We start from the raw sequence: 17,925 nt of genomic DNA on the forward strand, positions 1-17,925 counted from the left end.
ATTCAAGCAAAAGCTCTGATACGGGCCCTGCTGGAAAAGCGCCGGACAACCAACCGATTAAAGGACCTTGCGGGCCTTCCACAGCTCCCGGAACGACTGCGGCGCAATGGCCAGCGCCTCGCGGCGCTTGCTCCAGCCCACTTGGCCCAGCAGGCGGCCCAGGCTCCAGTCCTTGATTTTAGCGGGTAACACGTCCAGTGCCCAGCGGTGTTGCATGCTCCACTTCCACAGGCCGATGGCGAGTTTTTCCTCGGTGGGTGCGTAGCCTTCCTCCACGCTTTGCTTGCGGTTGAGCAGCAAGAGGTTGTGCAGCGGGATGCGGACCGGGCACACCGTGGTGCAGGCCCCGCATAGGCTGCTGGCGTAGCTCAGGTGCTTGTGCTCGGGCAGGCCGCTCAGGTGCGGGCTGATGACCGAGCCGATGGGGCCGGAATAGGTGGTTTCGTAGGTGTGGCCGCCAATGTTCTTGTACACCGGGCACACGTTCAGGCAGGCTCCGCAGCGGATGCAGCGCAGGGCGGCGCGCTTGTCGGGCTGGGCCAGCAGGTTGGTGCGGCCGTTGTCGAGCAGGATGACCACCATTTCCTCGGGTCCGTCCACCTCGTTGGCCTGGCGCGGGCCGAAGTACAGCGTGTTGTACACCGTGACCTGCTGCCCCGTGCCGCTGGTGCTGAGCAGGGGCCAAAACAAGTCCAAATCCGTGAGCTGCGGAATCACTTTCTCAATGCCCACAATGGCAATGTGCAGCTTCGGAAACGAGGCTGAAAGGCGGGCATTGCCCTCGTTTTCGGTTACGGCCACGGCGCCGGCGTCGGCCACGAGGAAGTTGCCGCCGGTCACGCCCACTTCGGCGGTGGTGTACTTGTTGCGGAGCAGGTGCCGGGCCGTGAGCACCAGCTTCTGGGCGTCGTCGGTGCTTTCGGTGCCCAGGTGCTTCACGAAAATGTTGTTGATGTCGGCCTTGCTCAGGTGCATAGCCGGCGTCACAATGTGGTAGGGCCGCTCGCCATTGAGCTGCACGATGTACTCGCCGAGGTCCGTCTCTACCGACTCGATGCCCTGCGTGGCGAGGTACTTGTTGAGGTGGATTTCCTCGGTGGTCATGCTCTTGGCCTTTACCACCGTTTTGGTGTGGCGCGCCGCCGTCAGCTTGCCGATTTCGGCCAGCGCCTCGGCCGCATCGCGCGCCCAGATGACGCGGCCGCCGCGGGCCGTGAAGTTGGCTTCGAACTGCAGCAGGTACTCATCGAGCTTTTCCAGCACGGTGGCTTTGAGGTAGGCGCCCCGGTCGCGGGCCAGCTCGTGCTCGTCGTAGAGTTTCAGGCCGGCGCTCACGGCCGCGTCGTACTTGCCGATGTTGAACCGGATTTTGCGGCGGTGCTCGCGGTCGAAGGCTTTGGCCTCGGCGTCGAGCTGAAACTGGTTGGCTTTGGTGGCAGGGGTCATGGCAAATCAGGGCTTGTTCGAGTCAACCACAATGCGCTGCTCGCGGTTGGCCAGTTCCCAGGCGGTGTAGAACACCAGCTGGGCGCGCTCCGCTAATTTATCGAACTCGATTTTCTCCACGTCGTCGGTGGCCTTGTGATAGTCGGCGTGCTCGCCGGTGGTGTAGAAGATGACCGGGATTTTGCGACGCGCAAAGTTGTAGTGGTCCGAGCGGTAGTAGATGTGTTCCGGCTCGTTGGGAATGTTGAAATGGTAGTCCAGCTCCAGATGCGTGTAGTCGCGGTTGGCCGCCTCATTGATGGTGTGCAGCTCCGACGACAGCTTATCCGAGCCCACCACGCACACGAAATGCTTCTTCAAACCGTGCTTGCGGTCGGTGCGGCCCACCATATCGATGTTCAAATCAGCAATGGTCTGGGCCAGGGGCACCACCGGGTGCGCCGTGTAATATTCGGAGCCAAACAGCCCTTCCTCCTCCGCCGTCATCGTGATGAACAGAATGCTGCGGCGCGGCCCGTGCCCGTCCTTCTTGGCTTGCACAAAGGCCTTGGCCAGCTGCAGCACCGCCACTGTGCCCGAGCCGTCGTCGTCGGCCCCATTGTATATCGTGTCGTGCTTCACGCCTAGGTGGTCGTAGTGGGCCGAAATCACCAGCACCTCGTCCTTCTTATCCGAGCCTTCCAGGAAGCCCAGCACGTTTTCGGTGGTGAGCTGCTGCTGCGTCTGGGGCAAATAAAACGTAGCCGTGGGCGGCTGAAATGCCGCTGGCACCGGCCCCCGCGCCTGGCCCAGGCCCCGCACGTAGCCCATTAGGTCGGCCCTGGTGGCGCCAGCCAGCGCGAAGCCCAACTCCTGCGACGTTAGGTACACACCGATGCCGGGCGGAATGCTTTCGCTCACCGTGTCGATGATGGCCGGCCCTGGGTCGGGCAGCGAAAAGGCTGGCTCGCTCAGTGCCGAGGCAAACTGCTGGCCCTCTTTCCGAAAAGCCGCCGCCGACGCAAACGTGACCAGAAAAATGGTGCGCGCGCCGTGCGCCTTCGCCAGCGCCGCCTTGCGCAGGCCCGAGTCCCAATAGTCGGCCTTGCGGCCCAGCGGCCGGAGCAGCGCGCGGCCCCGCTCGTCCTGCGGCGCGCCCATCAGGGCCACCACGTCCTTGCCCTGCACATCGAGCCCGGCGTAGTCCGAGTAAGCGCCCTGCTCCACCCCAAAGCCCACAAACACCGGTTGCGCCACGGTGGGCGTGAGGAAAGGCGAGGGCAGCGGCCCGTAGCTGAAAAAGTCGTTCAGCCACTCGTAGCGCCGGCCGTTCACTTGCACGTAGCCGCCCGGCGCCGTGGCCCCGCGCACCAGCGGGAAGTGCTGCAGATACGGGTTGTCGCCACCCGTCACCGGCCCCTGCAGGCCCAGCGCCGCAAACTGCTTCACCAGATACTCGGCCGCCAGCTTCTGGCCCGGCTGCCCCGCCTCGCGCCCCTGAAAAGCATCCGACGCCACCACGGTCAGGTGCTGGCGCAACTCCTCGGGCCGGATGGTGGCGGCGTAGGTGCGGGCCCATTCCGGCGCGGCAGGAACCGGGGTAGCCTGAGCCGCAGGTGCTGCTTTAGTTTTGATTTTGACCTTGGTGGGAGCTTGTTGAGCGCTTGCAGAGCAAGTGGCTAAAGCAAGTAGGCCGCAGAATACCAGTGTTTTCATAGGGAAAGGCAGACGCCCAAAAAATAGTAGAACGTCATGCTGAGCGCAGCCGAAGCATCTCTACTGCGCAAGTAGTTAATTACTATTGCGGTAGAGATGCTTCGGCTGCGCTCAGCATGACGTTCAATTGTCAGCGACTTAGGCTAAACCTACGGCTTGTTCGAATCCACCACAATGCGGCCGTCGCGGTTGGCTAGCTCCCAGGCCAGGTGGAAAACCAGCTTGGCGCGCTTCTCCATCTTCGGAAACTCGATTTTGCTGATTTCGTCGGTTTCCTTGTGATAGTCAGCGTGTACGCCGTTGAAGAAAAACGCCACCGGCACCTTGTTCACCGCGAAGTTGTAGTGGTCGGAGCGGTAGTAGAAGCGGTTCGGGTCGGCCGGGTCGTCGAAGCGGTAGTCCAGGTCGAGGTTGCTGTACTGCTTGTTTTCGGCTTCCAGAATCACCTTCAGCTCCGAGGCCAGCTTGTCGGAGCCGATGACGTACACGTAGTCCGGCTTGCCTTCATGCTCCACGTCGGTGCGCCCAATCATGTCCACGTTCAGGTCGGCCTCCGTCTGGGCCAGCGGGAAAATGGGGTGCTTCGAGTAGTACTCCGAGCCGAACAGGCCCTTTTCCTCTCCCGTCACGCTTAGGAAGAGCAGGCTGCGGCGCGGGCCGTGCCCGTCGGCCTTGGCTTTGGCAAAGGCCTCAGCCATCGTCACGATGGCTGACGTGCCCGAGCCGTCGTCGTCAGCCCCGTTGAACACCTTGCCATCCTGAATGCCGAGATGGTCGTGGTGAGCCGAAATCACGATGATGTCATCCTTCTTATCGGTGCCCTCAATGAAGCCCAGCGCGTTTTCCGTGTCCAGTGGCGTGCGCTTGCGCTCGGCCCGTATCTGCATCGGCACCGCCTTGAAGGTCGATTTCACCGGCTGCTTCGTGCTGTTGATTTTGGCCAGATACGCTTGCATGGCCGCATCCTTGGTGCCCAGCAGCGCCAGGCCCACAGCCGGCGAAATGGAGAACGACGGTACGCGGCTCGGCTTCTGTCCTTCGCTCACCATCGCCACCGAGGGCCGGCTGATGTAGGGCGCCAGCCGCGCCGTCTGCTTGGCGAAGTTGTTGTTCGGATTGAAGCTCACGAAGAACACCGAGCGGGCGCCTTTCTGGGTGGCTAGCTGCACCTTGGCGCGGTCGTTGGCCCATTTCGTAGGCGCACCGTCGGGGCTGAGCAGGGCTTTGCCGCCGTCGCCGGTGGGCTCGCCTTGCATGATAATCAGGTCCTTGCCCGCCACATCCAGGCCAGCGTAGTCGGAGTAGCCGGCCTGCTCGATGCCGTAGCCAACAAACACCGGCTTCACGGTGGTTTCGGTGGCGAAAGGCGAGTCGCCGGTGCCGTAGAAATCCGTCAGCCAAGCGTAAGTGGTTTTGCCCACTTTCAGGCTGGCGCCGTCGGCCCAGGTCACCTGCTCCACGTTGAAGTGCTGCTGGTAGGGGTCGGTGCCGGTGGTGACGGGGCCGGTCAGGCCGGCGTTTTTAAACTGCGTGGCCACGTAGGTGGCGGCCATGTGCTGGCCCTTCATGCCCGTTTCGCGGCCCTCGTACTCGTCCGAGGCCAGCACCGCCAGGTGGGCACGCAGCCGCTCGGCCGATACCATGTCCGCGTATTTCACGCTCCAGTCCTCTGGGGCCACCGGTTGGGTGGCGGGAGCTGCCGTGGCGGCTTTGCCCTCTTTGATTTTGGTTTTGGCAGCGGGCATCGTAACGCCGCCTTTGGTTTTGATTTTAACCTTGCCCTGGGCGTGGGCCGGGGCGGCGCTGGCCAAAGCCAGAAAGGCCAGCAGGAGAGGAGTTTGCTTCATTTTTATGGATTGGTGGGAACAGAGAGAAAGAACGTTATGCAGAGCGCAGCGAAGCATTTCGCGTGCTATCACTAACTACAATTAGGAGGATTAGCGACTACATGCGAGATGCTTCGCTGCGCTCTGCATGACGGTCTGTGTGGGAATGACAATTGATTATGCTTTCTGAATCAGCACGCTGGCGTAGGCGGCCACGCCTTCCTGCCGGCCCACAAAACCCAGTTTTTCGGTGGTGGTTGCTTTGATGGAGATATCCTCCTCGGCAATGCCCATCACGGCGGCCAGCACGCGCTGCATTTCCGGGATGTGCGGGTTCACCTTGGGGCGCTCCAGGCAAATGGTCGAGTCGATGTTGCTCACCTCGTAGCCCCGCTCGCGGAGCAGACGCATCACGCCGGAGAGCAGCTTTTTCGAGTCGATGCCCTTGTACTGCGGGTCGGTGTCGGGGAAGTGGAAGCCGATGTCGCGCAGGTTGGCGGCGCCCAAAAGCGCGTCGCAGATGACGTGGATGAGCACATCGGCATCGGAGTGGCCGAGGGCGCCGTGGGTGTGCGGCACCTCGATGCCCCCGAGCCAGAAGGGCAGCCCTTCCTGGAGTTGGTGAACGTCGTAGCCGAAGCCGGTGCGGATTTTCATAAGAGGGCGGAATAAGAGCGGGCCGACGCGGCCGCCGCAAAAGTACCCGGCGGCCGCGGCATTGCGCCGACAACCCGGGCAAAGCCTTTTTGAAATTAATAATACGATTAGTCAATATTATTCAACTAAAATTATTAGCTTTGTATTGCCATTTAAATTAGTTAGTCATGCGGGCTGCAACTCACTTTTTTTCAGGGTTAGGTAAAATATCGGGGGGCGGTGCGCGTCAGGTAGAGGCGAAAAGGGCCCGGACGGGCTGGGGAGGCCAAAAAGAAAATGGAAACTTTGAGTACAATGAAAGTTTCCATTGTATCTTTGCGGCGTTAGTTATGGAAATCAAAGACCGAATCCTGAACCACGCCCAGCGGCTTTTCATGCGCAACGGCATCAAAAGCGTGAGCATGGACGACATTGCCGCCGACATGGCCATGTCGAAAAAAACGCTTTACAAGTGGTTCGAAAACAAGGACCAGATTGTGATGGCCGGCATCACCCAACACCTCCACGGCGTGCAGGGCGACTGCGCGGTGGTGGCTGGCAAAGCGGCCAACGCGGTGGAAGAAATGCTGCTCCTCTCGAAGTGGGCCGACGAGCAGTTCGCCGACATCCATCCCAGCATCTTCAACGACCTGAAGAAGTACCACCCCACCGCCTGGGACTTGTTTAGGGCACACAAAAACACCTTCATCCTGGCCCAGATAATCCAGAACCTGCGCCGCGGCATGGCCGAAGGCCTCTTCCGGCCCGACCTCGACGTGGAGGTGCTGGCCCGCCTCAACCTCGCCCAGATAGAGTTGGCCTTCGACTCGGAACTGTTTCCCGCCACCCAGTTCAGCCCGCTGCGTGTGAACCGGGTTTTCGACGAGCATTTCCTGCTGGGCGTGGCCACGCTCAAGGGCCACAAGCTCATCAATCAGTACCGGCAGATTACCGAAGCTGAATAGTTTACCTACGATTTTCCCCGCACACCCGTTTCCTTTTTGCTGTTTTATATGAACACGCTGTTTCGAACCAGATTCCTGCTGGTGGCCGCCCTGAGCGCGGCCGTGCCGCAGGCGCTGCTTGCCCAAACCTCGCCGAATGCTATGCCGGCGGCCCCGTCCACCACGGGCACCATGCCCCTGAGCCTGCAACAGGCCGTGAGCTACGCCGTGCAGAACAAGTCGAGCCTGCTGGCCACCCGTTTGGGCGAGGCCACGGCGGCGGCCAAAGTGGGCGAAATCAAGAGCCAGGGCCTGCCGCAGGTGAACATCGCCAGCACGCTGTCCGACAACTTTAAGCTGCAGAAGAGCCTGGTGAGCTTCCCGCTCTCGCAAACGGTGCTCACGCAGAGCGACCTGGCCGCGGCGCAGGGCGGCACGCAGCAGGTGCTGGGCACCCAGCAGCTGGCCCTGCCGCCGCAGCCGTTCGCGTTTGGCCTGCAATACGCCGGCAACGCCAGCGCCTCGGTGTCGCAGCTGCTGTTCGATGGCTCGTATCTGATTGGTTTGAAAGCCGCTAAGGTGTATACCGAACTGGCTAAGAAGCAAACCCAGCAGGCCGAAATCGACGTGGTGGAGCAGGTGAGCAAGGCGTACTATAGCACGCTGGTGGCCCGCTCGCGCCTCGCCCTGCTGGCCCGCAACGTGCAGCGCCTCGATACGGTGCTTTACCAAACCAACCAGACCTTCAAGGCCGGTTTCGCGGAGAAGCTCGACGTGGACCGCCTGCGCGTGCAGCGCAACAACTTGGTGGTGGAGCAGCAGAAAGCCCAGCGCCTCACCGAGTTGAGTCTGGGCCTGCTGAAATTCCAGATGGGCCTGCCGCAGCAGCAGAACATCCAGCTCACCGACTCGCTCGGCGCGGCCGTGGTGGATGCCAGCGCCCTGCGCCAGCGCCTCGGCGTGGCTAGCCAGACCACCGGCGGCGGCGTGGACGGCCTCGGGGCCGTGCCCACCGCCCCCACGGCGCCCGGCACCGACAATACCGCCGCCCAGAACCGCCTCGACCAGCAGAATGCCCTCTCCGGCGGGCTGGGCTCGCAGGCGCGCGGTGCCATCAACTACAACAACCGCATCGAATTCTCGACCCTGGAAACCCAGCAGGCCCTGGCTGGCCTCGACCTGCGCAACCGCCAGGCCGGTGCCTACCCGCGCCTCGTGCTCACGGGCGCCTACGGCTTCACCGGCTCGGCCAATAAGATGGGCGACCTGTTTGCCTTCCGCGGCCCGGACTCGCGCAGCTCGGCGGGCTTTGCCAACCAGAACTGGTTCGGGTTCGGCAACGTGGGCTTGAGCCTGCAGGTGCCGGTGTTCGACGGCTTCCGCCGCAAGTATCTGGTGCAGCAGACGCGCATTCAGCAGCAAACCATTGAGAAAGGCTTCGAAACGCTGAAGCAAAGCATCGACCTACAGGATGCCCAGAGCCGCACCACGCTCATCAATGCCCTGGATGTGCTCGATAACCAGAAGGCCAACCTCGACCTGGCCACCGACGTGGCCCGCGTGACGCGCATCAAATTCAACGCCGGTGTGGGCTCCAACCTGGAGGTTATTACCGCTGAGACGGATTTGCGTTCGGCGCAGACTAACTACTACGGCGCGATTTACGATGTGCTGGTGGCGAAGGTGGACCGCGACAAAGCGACCGGTGAGCTGTTCAACCAGGTTAAAAAGTAATGTAGCGCGGACTTTTAGTCCGCGACAATAACCAAACTCAACGGCACCACTCGCGGACCACAGAGTCCGCGCTACTTGCCCCCCGACATCTTAAAATCACCCCGCTTACCCATGCGTTTCTCCTCAACCCAACCCGCCGCGCTGCTTTTCGCCGGCACCCTGCTGCTCGCTTCCTGCGGCGACTCTTCAAAAAAAGACCCCAAGGCCGAGCTCGCCAAGCTCAAAAGCGAGCAGGCGGCCACGCAGGCCAAAATCACCGAGCTGGAAGCCAAAACCGGCGGTCCCGCCACCGTAGCGCCCACGCCGGTTTCGGTGATGAACGCCAAGCCCGAAAGCTTCAAAAGCTACCTCGAAGTGCAGGGCCGCGTCGACTACGACCAGAACGCTACCGTGGGCTCCCGCGCCGCCGGCTCGCTCACCAGCATCCGCGTGCAGCGCGGCGACCGGGTGAGCAAGGGCCAGGTGCTGGCGACTGTGGATGCCAGCATCCTCGACGCCAACGCCGCCGAACTGCGCACCCGCATGGACCTCGCCAAGACCGTCTACGAGAAGCAGAAGGGGCTCTGGGACCAGCAGATTGGTACCGAAATCCAGTACCTGCAAGCCAAGAACAACTATCAGGCCCTGCAGCGCAACCTGGCCACGCTCAACCAGCAGCGTGCTTTATATAATGTGGTGGCGCCCTTCTCGGGCACGGTGGACGAGGTGCTGCCCAAGCTGGGCGAAATCACCGCGCCCGGTGCGCCGGTGGTGCGCTTGACCAGTGGCACGGGCGGCAAAATCCTGGCCGATGTGTCGGAAGCCTACGGCAACAGCATCAAGGCCGGCGACAATGCCGTGGTGACCATTCCGGACCTGGGCGGCGAAGAAATCCCCGCCACGGTGCGCGTCGTGAGCCGTAGCATCAATGCCACCAGCCGCACCTTCACCGTAGAGCTGCGTCTGAAAGGCGCCAAAGCCGCCGACCTGCGCCCCAACATGGTGGCCACCGTCCGCATCCAGAACTACGCCGCCGCCAGTGCCACCGTCATTCCGGTGGACCTGGTGCAACACGACGAGGAGAACAGCTACGTGTACGTGGTGGCCCAGGAGTCCGGCAAGGCCGTGGCCAAGAAGCGCATCATCAAAACCGGCAACACCTACAACGGCAAGGTGGAAGTGACCAGCGGCCTGACGGCCGAGGACCAGGTGATTTCGGCCGGCTACCAGAACCTGAACGAAGGCCAGAAAGTGGCCGTGCAGGGCGCCGCCAGCTAAGCCAAAAGAACGTCATGCTGAGCTTGTCGAAGCATCTCTACCGCGCAAGCATATCATTTACTACCGCGGTAGAGGTGCTTCGATAAGCTCAGCATGACGGGCAGATTTAAAATGAATTCCAGGTTTGTCTTCTAAGAAAAAAACCATGCAGGATATAGAAAAAGAGTTTGGCCCAACCAGTTGGTCCATTAATAACAAAACCAGCATTTACATCATCACGGTGCTGCTGTGCGTGGCGGGCATTTTTGCCTACATCAAGCTCGGCAAGGAGAAATTCCCCGACATCGTGATTCCGCGCATCATCGTGGCCACGGTGTACCCCGGCACCTCGCCCACCGACATCGAAAACCTGGTGACGCGCCAGCTCGAAAAGGAGATTAAGAGCGTGAACGGGGTGAAGCACATCAACTCCACCTCGAACCAGGACTATTGCATCGTGGACGTCGAGTTTACCTCCGGCGTGGACGTGCAGGCCGCCAAGCAGCTCATCAAGGATGCCGTGGACAAGGCCAGCACGGAACTGCCCAACGACCTGCCGAGTGCCCCGCTGGTGAAGGAAATCAACATTTCCGAGCAGCCCATCATGTTCGTGAACCTGGCCGGCAACCTGCCCGCCGCCCAACTCAAGAAGTTCGCCGACGACTTCCAGGACAAGATTGAGGCCCTGCCCGAAATCACCCGCGTCGACATCGTGGGCGCCCTCGACCAGCAGGTGAACGTGGACGTGGACCTGAACAAGTTGCGCGCCTCGCGCCTCGGCTTCTCGGACATTTCTCGCGCCATTGGCGGCGAAAACGTGACCGTTTCGGGCGGCTCCATCGACGTGGGCGGGCAGAAGCGCGCCGTGCGCGTGGCCGGCCAGTACGTGCGCGCCGCCGACATTGCCGACATCCAGATTAAGAACCTGAACGGTGCGCCCGTGCGCCTCGGCGACATCGCTACCGTCACCGACGGCTTCAAGGACCGCGAAAGCTACGCCCGCCTCGACGGCAAGCCCGCCATTACGCTGAACGTGGTGAAGCGTCAGGGCGAAAACCTGATTGACGCTTCCGACAAAATCAAGGCTCTGATTGCCGATTCCAAAGCCAGCCTGCCCAAGGAACTGACCATCACCGTAACCGGCGATACCTCGAACGACACCCGCGTCACGCTGCACGACCTCATCAACACCATCATCATCGGCTTCCTGCTTGTGACGCTGATTCTGATGTTCTTCATGGGCACCACCAACGCCCTGTTTGTGGGCCTCTCGGTGCCGATTTCGATGTTCCTGGCTTTCCTGGTCATCCCGGTATTCGGCTTCACGCTGAACATGATTGTGCTCTTCGCTTTTCTGCTGGCGCTGGGGATTGTGGTCGATGACGCCATTGTGGTTATCGAAAACACCCACCGCCTGCTCCATGAGCACCCTAACTTGACTACGCCCAAAGCGGCCAAATTCGCGGCCGGTGAAGTGTTCGTGCCGGTATTGGCCGGTACGCTGACAACGGTTGCGCCTTTCGTGCCGCTGTTGTTCTGGCCCGGCATCGTGGGCTCGTTCATGTACTACTTGCCCGTGACGCTGATTATCACGCTGATGGCTTCGCTTGTCGTAGCCTTCATCATGAACCCGGTGTTCGCCGTGAGCTTCATGGAGCGTGAAAACCACTTCGAGGAAGACCTGCACCGCACCCCCAAACTCACTCGCAACTTCCTCCTGGCCATGGGCGGGCTGCTGGTGGTGGCCATCCTCGGCTACGTGGCGCACTCGCCCTTCGTGGGCAACCTGTTCATCACGATTATCCTGCTCTGCTTCCTCGATAAGTTCGTGTTCATCAAGATGATTGCCTGGTTCCAGACGCGCGCGCTGCCGAAGTTCCAGAACGGCTACGGTAGCCTCGTGGGCTGGTCCATCAACCACCCCACGATTGTGATGGTGGGCGTGCTTGTGCTGTTCATCGGCTCGTTTGTGGCCGTGGGTGTCCGCAAGCCGGCCGTGGCCTTCTTCCCGAAAGGCGACCCCAAATTCATCTACACCTACCTGAAAATGCCGGTCGGCACCCGGGTAGCCGTTACCGATTCTATTACCAAAGTGCTGGAAAAACGCATCTACGGCGTCATCGGTGAGAAAAACCCCGACGTTGAATCGGTTATCACCAACGTGGCCATTGGTGCCGGCGACCCTGGCGAAGCTACCGCCGCCGGCGTGTCGCAGTCGCACATGGGCAAGGTGGGTGTGGCCTTCAAGGAATTGAGTGAGCGCACCGGCCCGGCCACCCACACCTACATGGATAAAATCCGTGAGGTGGTGAAAGGCATTCCCGGCGCCGAAGTCTCGGTCGACCAAGAGGCCAGTGGCCCGCCCACGGGTAAGGAAATTGCCATCGAAGTAGCCGGCGACGACTACCCCAAACTGGCCGCTCTCTCGAAAAAGGTGATTCGCTACGTCGACTCCATGAAAATCGGCGGCGTGGAACAGCTGCGCTCCAACCTCGAAGACCGCAACCCCGAAATTGCTGTCAACATTAACCGCACCCGTGCCAACCGCGAAGGCATCAGCACCGGCCAGATTGGCCTGGAAGTCCGCACCGCCATCTACGGCACCGAGGCCAGCAAATTCAAAACGGCCGACGATGAATACCCCATCCAGGTGCGCTACGCCAAGCCCTACCGCGACGATGTGGACGCCGTGGTGAATGCCCCGCTCACCTTCCGCGACGCCACCGGCGCCGTGCGCCAGGTGCCCATCTCGGCCATCGCCGATGTCACCTACGGTAGCACCTACGGCGGCATCAAGCGCAAAGACACCAAGCGCATCATCACCATCAGCTCGAACGTGCTGGGCGGCTACACCGGCCCCGATGTGGTGCGCAACATCCAGACGGCCCTCAAGTCGTTCCCGCTGCCCCCCGGCTACACCATCAACATGGGCGGCGCCCAGGAAAACCAGAAAGAAACCTCCGACTTCCTGCCGCTGGCCGGCATCGGCGCTCTCGGCCTCATCTTCCTGATTCTGGTTACGCAGTTCAACTCGTTCAGCAAGCCGGTCATCATCCTCTCCGAGGTGCTGTTTTCGATTGCCGGGGTGTTCTGGGGACTGGCCATCACGGGCCAAAGCGTCAGCATTGTGATGACGGGCGTGGGCATCATCGCCCTGGCCGGTATCGTGGTGAAAAACGGGATTTTGCTGGTCGAATTCATGGACATGCTGCGGGCGCAGGGCATGCCGCTGCGTGAGGCCATCGTGCTGGCCGGCCGCACTCGCTTGAATCCGGTTATCCTCACGGCCACGGCTGCCACGCTGGGCCTCATCCCGCTGGCCATCGGCCTGAACATCGACTTCTACGAGCTGTTCAACTCCGGCAACGCCCACTTCTTCATCGGCGGCGAGTCGGTGACGTTCTGGGGCCCGTTGGCCTGGACCATCATCTTCGGTCTGGTGTTCGCCACGGGCATCACCCTGCTGGTGGTGCCGGTGATGTATTTGCTGAGCGAAACGCTGAAAGGAAAAATTTCGGGAAAAAATCCCGACCACGTTGCAACCATTTCCGAGGAGGTGGACTCTGAAGAAATACAGGCGGCTACGCCGCCTGTACTAGCCTAGCAATTTCTGCGTTTTGGCGCCCGTCGGCCGGTTTTTGTTGCAGCACTAACCGCTTTATCCCACCCCGACGGGCGCCTCACCGCAGAGGGCCCCAACCTCAGACTCACCCGCTTTTTTCGCAACTATTATGTACGTATCCACCACTAGCCTCGCCCACACGCCCACCATCGAGCAGCAGGTTTTCCGCATCATCAGCAAGCGCAAGGCCATCCGGGCCAGCCGCGTGCGCAAAACCGCCAGCCTCGCCCGCGACCTGCGCTTCGACACCGTCGACGTCGTCGACATCATCCTCGAACTCGAGCGCAACTTCAGCATCACCATTCCCGACGAAGTGCCCCTCACCACGGTGGGCGATTTCGTGCGCTACGTGCGCGAGCACGCCGCCGCCGCTTAAGCAGGCTGCCCGATTAGGCTATTGCTTATTAGTTGCTATGAAATGAGAAAGGCCCTGGAAGGATATTCCAGGGCCTTTTCGCGTTTAATTGGAAACGGTGTAGAGACGCAATATTTTGCGTTTCGTCGTCCGCGCCACTTGAGTCTGTTCGGGTTTCGTTTGGCCGTTGTCGTTCAACGACGAGACGCAAAATATTGCGTCTCTACCGCACGTTGCCGCCGGTATCGGTGGCCGAGGTGCTGGGCTCGCGGCTGCTATCAGTGGTGTTGGCGGCTACGGTGGGAGTGCCAGCATTTTTGGCCGATTCTTCAGCCGGCGTGGGCGTCGAGGCTTGCGGGGCGCTGCTCTCGGGCGAACCCAGACCGGAATCGGTATTGGAAACGGCCGGGTTGTTGGTCGTGCCTGCGTTTTTGGCCGATTCGGCGGCGGGCTGGGCGCGGTCAGCATCGGACGAATTCATGGTGCTGGCCATGCGCTCGGCAGCGGCTTTGCTATTGCTATCCACCGAGGTGGCGGCCAGGGCCGGGCGCGTCAGCTCCCACTCGTGGAAGCGGTCCATCTCGTGCTTAAGTGTAGTCGAGAACCAGGCCACTAGGGCCACGTCGTCGAGCAGGCCCAGCACCGGGATGAAGTCCGGAATCAAGTCAATCGGGCTCAGGAAATAGATAAGCACAGCCACGGCCGCGGCCACCGTAGTGCCGGGTACGCCGGTGTACTCACCTGAAATCGATGCCTTGATGAGCCGGAACATGGTCTGGAGCGTTTCCCAGGCTTCGTGGGCCAAGGTTCCGACTTCGTTTTTCTGACTGGCCTTGTGGTAGGCATCCGTCAGCAGCTTTTTCATGCGGGTGGGCTGCTTGATGTAGCCTTCCGCAGTGCCGAGGAATTTCTTAAAAATGGCCGAGCCGGCGACGTCGTTGCTGGTAGGCGGGGTTTGCTGATTTTGAGCCACGGAGTGCAGAGATAAAACGGGAGACAAAGAAACGCGACCACAGCCGCCGAATTGGGCTTGATACTGAGTTTCGAGGCGCAAGGTTGTTGCCATGCGCCCGCCAGCGGCCGGTGTCGGCGTCCCAGGGTCTGTGGACGGTTGGCTGTAAATCTCATTTAGAACGTCATGCTGAGCTTGCCGAAGCATCTCTACCGTGCGAGTAATCCAATTGCTCCACAACGAAGCGATAGAGATGCTTCGACAAGCTCAGCATGACGTTCCTTTTTCTCACTGTCCACACAGCTTAAACCACTCGTGCCCGGCGGCTAGCAACCAAACAGCCCCGGCCGGTAGGGCAGGGGCTGTGAAAAGAAGTAATAAAAGCAGACCGGCGCGCTACCGCGCCAAGCCCTGCCGCCGCTTGCGCAGCCGGCGCAGGCCGTAGGCCACACCGCCAGCCAGTAGCAGCGAGGCGCCGCCATCGAGCGGCACGTCGGTGGGCGTAGTGGGCGTGGTGGGCGTGCCCGGCCCCGGCCCGCCGCTGCTGGGCTGGGCCGACGCTAGGAAAGGCAGGCCACCCAGCAGCAAAAGCAACAATATTTTTTTCATAAGAAGAAGATGAATTAGAGCCCCAAAGGCCGGCCCCTTCCGAAGCCGGCCTCGCAGGCAGCAGAAACTATTGAACCGTGAGGCGCTTGGTGAGCACCACGCTGCCGGCCCGCAGACGCACCGTGTACACGCCCGTGGCCAGGGTGGCGGTGGGCAGCACCAGCTGCGCGCCGGCGGCGGGCAGGGGTGCCTGCTGGCGCAGCATCACTTGGCCCAGGCTGTTGAGCAGTTCCGCCTGCACGGCGCTGGCCCCGGCTATACCGGGCACCAGCAGGGTGGCCTGCTCGCGGGCCGGGTTGGGGAAAAGCTGCACCTGGGCGGCCAGCGCGGCGGGCGTAGCGGCCAGGGCCGCACCCGAGAACTGCAGCGTGAAGCGCCCGGCAATCAGCGCCGAGGCCTGCGCGGCCGTCACCGAGAAGCTGTAGTTCGTGCCAGCCGTTAGGGCCGTGAGCGTACCCGTCTGGGCGTCGCGCAGGTAGGCGGTGAGGCCGGCGGGCAGGTTGTTGATAGTGGTGGCGGTGAGGGTATAGGTGCCGGCGACGGGCACGCCCACGGCCAGCGGCAGCACGGTAGCGGCCGTGAAGGCTGGGCGCCCATCAATGGCCAGTTGCTGGCCGGTGGCGGCGAAGGAAGCCAGGTTCAGGCCCGTGGAGTTGGCCATTCTCACGGCATCAAACTCCTTGTCCGCGCTGGCGGTGGCGCCGGCTTCGGCGTAGGCGTAGAGGTCGTCGGTGGCGCCCGCGCCGGCCAAGGTGAGCTGTACCAGGGGACGCACGTCGGCCGTAGAGCGGCGCACGGGAGCCTGCCGGGCGTAGTCGGTGATGCGGTGCGAGTTGTCGAGGGCGAGGGTGCCGCTGGTCTGGCCCGCGCTCACGCGCACCCAGAAGCCCTGGCTGCTGCCGATGAGCGGCGAGGCGCCCACGCCGTTGGCGTAGCTGCGGTACTGGCCGCCGTACTGGCTGGTGCTCTCGAACACGTACATGGCCGCGTCCACGTTGGGGCGCTGGCTGGCAGTCACGGCGCTCCAGTCGAGGGGAGCGGCGTAGGGGTTGCCGATGAAGTTCCAGCCGGCGTCGGCGGCGGTGGGGCCGGCATCGCGGGCCAGCGCAATGGCGCGCGCGCCCTGCACGGCCTCGCCCACGAAGGCCAGCGTCTGACCCCCTGGCAGCTGCACCGTGAAGCCCTGCGTGCCCTGCGGGGCGGCGTCGGTGAGGTCGGCGGGCGAGGCCCATCCCTTGTCGAAGGCCAGGCCGCCGGTGGCGGGCGAGGTGGCCAGCCGGGCCTGGTCGTAGTAAAACACGGTGGGGAAGGGCGAAACCGCGCCGGGCTGGGCAGCCGTGTTGTAGGCCGCGTTCACCACCGGCGCGGTGCCGCCCGAGCCGAAGGCGGCCACGGTTTCGTCGATGACGGGGGCGGCGAGGTGGCGGTAGCCCAAGCCGGGATTGCGGCTGCCATCGAGGTAGCGCTGCACGGTGAGGGAGCCCACCACCTGGCCCGCGCCGGTGTTGGCCAGCAGGGCGGTGCCGCTGGCATCGGAGAGCAGCGTCAGAGCCTGGCGGTTAGTGCTGAGGCGGCCGGCGTTGGCCAGGTTCAGCACGCGGCGCACGCGCAGGGGCTGGCCCAGGGCCACGGCCCCGGCCACTTTGTCGATGGTGAGGTTGGGCACGGTGCCGCCGGCCAGGCGCAGGGCGGCCGAGGTGCCGCCGCTCAGGCGCAACGTGCCGGTGCTGCCGGCCAGCGAACCGGCGTGGGTCACGTCGCGGGTCACGTCGAGCAGGCCGGTGCTCAGGTCGAGGGTGCTGGTGGCGGCCCCGGTGAGGCTGCCGGCCACGGTGGCGGTGCCGGTGGTGCGCAGCAGGGCCGCGCCGGTCTGGTTCAGGTCGCCGTTGACGGTGAAGGTGCCGCCGGTATTTACGAACAGGGTGCCGCCGTTGCTGGTTAGCGTGGCCTGGGCCGAGGCGGCCAGCGGGACCAGTAGCAAGCCCAGTCCAGCCAGCCAGGGGCGGGTATTAGAGGATAAAAATTGCATGGGAAAGTGAATTGAAAAGTGAAGGTGTCAGGGCCGCCTTAGTTCAGCTTCAGCACCGCGAGGTAGCTGGCTGCCACCGTGGAGATGGGCTGCGTGGCTAGGCTGCCAGTTGAGCTGGTGCCCCGGATTTTGAAGGTATCGCCCGCGTTCAGGTAGACCGCCCGGCTAAATTCGCCGCGCCCCTTGGTGCCCGCCGGCGTGTAGCCGTTGAGCGAGGAGTAGAGGCCATAGTACACGTTGCCGGCGGTGCTGCCGTAGCCGGCGCTGTTTACTTCCAGCACCAGGCTGGCGCTGATGGTTTGGGTGGGCGTGCCCGCATCGGGGGTGAGAATGTTGGCCTGCACCAGGTAGAGGCCCGCGCCGCCCGTGCCTAAGGTATAGGTGCTGCCATCCCAGGTGCCGAGCGTGGGCGAGGTCAGCACGTTGTTGAAGGCGATGGTGGGGGCCGTGGTGGAGGTGGCTACGGGCAAGGTTTCGCCCGTGCCGCCCACTTTGTTGGCCCGCAGCTGCACACTCACGCTGCTGGCAGCCGCGCCGGGGCTGGTCCACTGGGTGTTGTAGTCGGTGCCAGTTACTTTGGTCAGAATCTGGCCCGCCGTGCCACCCGTGGGCACCCCCACGCCGGGGTCGCCCTTGGTGCCGGTCGCGCCGGCGGTGCCGGCCGTGCCGGGGTCGCCTTTGTCGCCCTTGGCGCCGGTCGCGCCGGCGGTGCCGGCCGTGCCGGGGTCGCCCTTGTCGCCCTTAGCGCCGGAGGTCCCGACCGTGCCGTTGCACACGTAGCGGGTGGCGGTGATTTCGCTGGCGTCGAGGCTGCCGTTGCTGTTGGCGTCCTGGCCCGTTT

Annotated in this window: 12 protein-coding genes and 1 pseudogene; 5 read left to right on the top strand and 8 right to left on the bottom strand. The window is 62.7% G+C overall.

Annotated elements, in window-relative coordinates:
• Positions 1-57 precede the first annotated feature (57 nt).
• The 4 genes from Q5H92_RS20755 to ispF form a co-directional block, all read right to left on the bottom strand.
• Positions 58-1,446, bottom strand: coding sequence for a LutB/LldF family L-lactate oxidation iron-sulfur protein (locus tag Q5H92_RS20755; protein WP_305013473.1), 1,389 nt, complete (start codon positions 1,444-1,446; stop codon positions 58-60).
• Positions 1,447-1,452: 6 nt separating this feature from the next.
• Entirely contained in the window at positions 1,453-3,141 is a 1,689-nt protein-coding gene (locus Q5H92_RS20760; RefSeq protein ID WP_305013474.1) for a M28 family peptidase, read from the bottom strand.
• A 149-nt stretch (positions 3,142-3,290) separates the two neighbouring features.
• Positions 3,291-4,988, bottom strand: coding sequence for a M28 family peptidase (locus tag Q5H92_RS20765; RefSeq protein WP_305013475.1), 1,698 nt, complete (start codon positions 4,986-4,988; stop codon positions 3,291-3,293).
• A 156-nt stretch (positions 4,989-5,144) separates the two neighbouring features.
• The gene (gene ispF / locus Q5H92_RS20770) at positions 5,145-5,624 is read right to left on the bottom strand and encodes a 2-C-methyl-D-erythritol 2,4-cyclodiphosphate synthase (RefSeq protein WP_305013476.1); all 480 of its coding nucleotides are present in this window, start codon (positions 5,622-5,624) and stop codon (positions 5,145-5,147) included.
• A gap of 329 nt (positions 5,625-5,953) precedes the next feature.
• Between ispF and Q5H92_RS20775 the strand changes: the two genes are divergently transcribed.
• The 5 genes from Q5H92_RS20775 to Q5H92_RS20795 all read left to right on the top strand — a co-directional run bounded on the left by Q5H92_RS20775 (position 5,954) and on the right by Q5H92_RS20795 (position 13,515).
• Positions 5,954-6,568: a TetR/AcrR family transcriptional regulator gene (locus Q5H92_RS20775; protein ID WP_305013477.1), complete on the top strand. Its 615-nt coding sequence runs from the start codon at positions 5,954-5,956 to the stop codon at positions 6,566-6,568.
• 48 nt (positions 6,569-6,616) lie between these two features.
• Entirely contained in the window at positions 6,617-8,281 is a 1,665-nt protein-coding gene (locus tag Q5H92_RS20780) for a TolC family protein (RefSeq protein WP_305013478.1), read from the top strand.
• 111 nt (positions 8,282-8,392) lie between these two features.
• Complete coding sequence (locus Q5H92_RS20785) at positions 8,393-9,538, top strand: efflux RND transporter periplasmic adaptor subunit (protein ID WP_305013479.1); 1,146 nt, start codon at positions 8,393-8,395, stop codon at positions 9,536-9,538.
• A 145-nt stretch (positions 9,539-9,683) separates the two neighbouring features.
• Complete coding sequence (locus tag Q5H92_RS20790) at positions 9,684-13,121, top strand: efflux RND transporter permease subunit (RefSeq protein WP_305013480.1); 3,438 nt, start codon at positions 9,684-9,686, stop codon at positions 13,119-13,121.
• 127 nt (positions 13,122-13,248) lie between these two features.
• Entirely contained in the window at positions 13,249-13,515 is a 267-nt protein-coding gene (locus Q5H92_RS20795) for an acyl carrier protein (protein WP_305013481.1), read from the top strand.
• A gap of 589 nt (positions 13,516-14,104) precedes the next feature.
• Here the strand turns inward: Q5H92_RS20795 and Q5H92_RS26720 are convergent.
• The 4 genes and pseudogenes from Q5H92_RS26720 to Q5H92_RS20815 all read right to left on the bottom strand — a co-directional run.
• A pseudogene (locus Q5H92_RS26720) lies at positions 14,105-14,653 on the bottom strand (YkvA family protein); the annotation flags it as partial.
• A gap of 189 nt (positions 14,654-14,842) precedes the next feature.
• Positions 14,843-15,055, bottom strand: coding sequence for a PID-CTERM protein-sorting domain-containing protein (locus tag Q5H92_RS20805; protein ID WP_305013482.1), 213 nt, complete (start codon positions 15,053-15,055; stop codon positions 14,843-14,845).
• A gap of 67 nt (positions 15,056-15,122) precedes the next feature.
• A complete protein-coding gene (locus Q5H92_RS20810) occupies positions 15,123-17,084 on the bottom strand; it encodes a T9SS type A sorting domain-containing protein (protein WP_305013483.1) in 1,962 nt (653 codons plus the stop codon).
• Positions 17,085-17,122: 38 nt separating this feature from the next.
• Positions 17,123-17,925: DUF7151 family protein (locus tag Q5H92_RS20815; protein WP_440137026.1), on the bottom strand; the 803-nt coding region annotated here is incomplete at its 5' end.

Origin of the sequence: Hymenobacter mellowenesis (assembly GCF_030581005.1) — a bacterium.
Classification (GTDB): Bacteria; Bacteroidota; Bacteroidia; order Cytophagales; family Hymenobacteraceae; genus Hymenobacter; species Hymenobacter mellowenesis.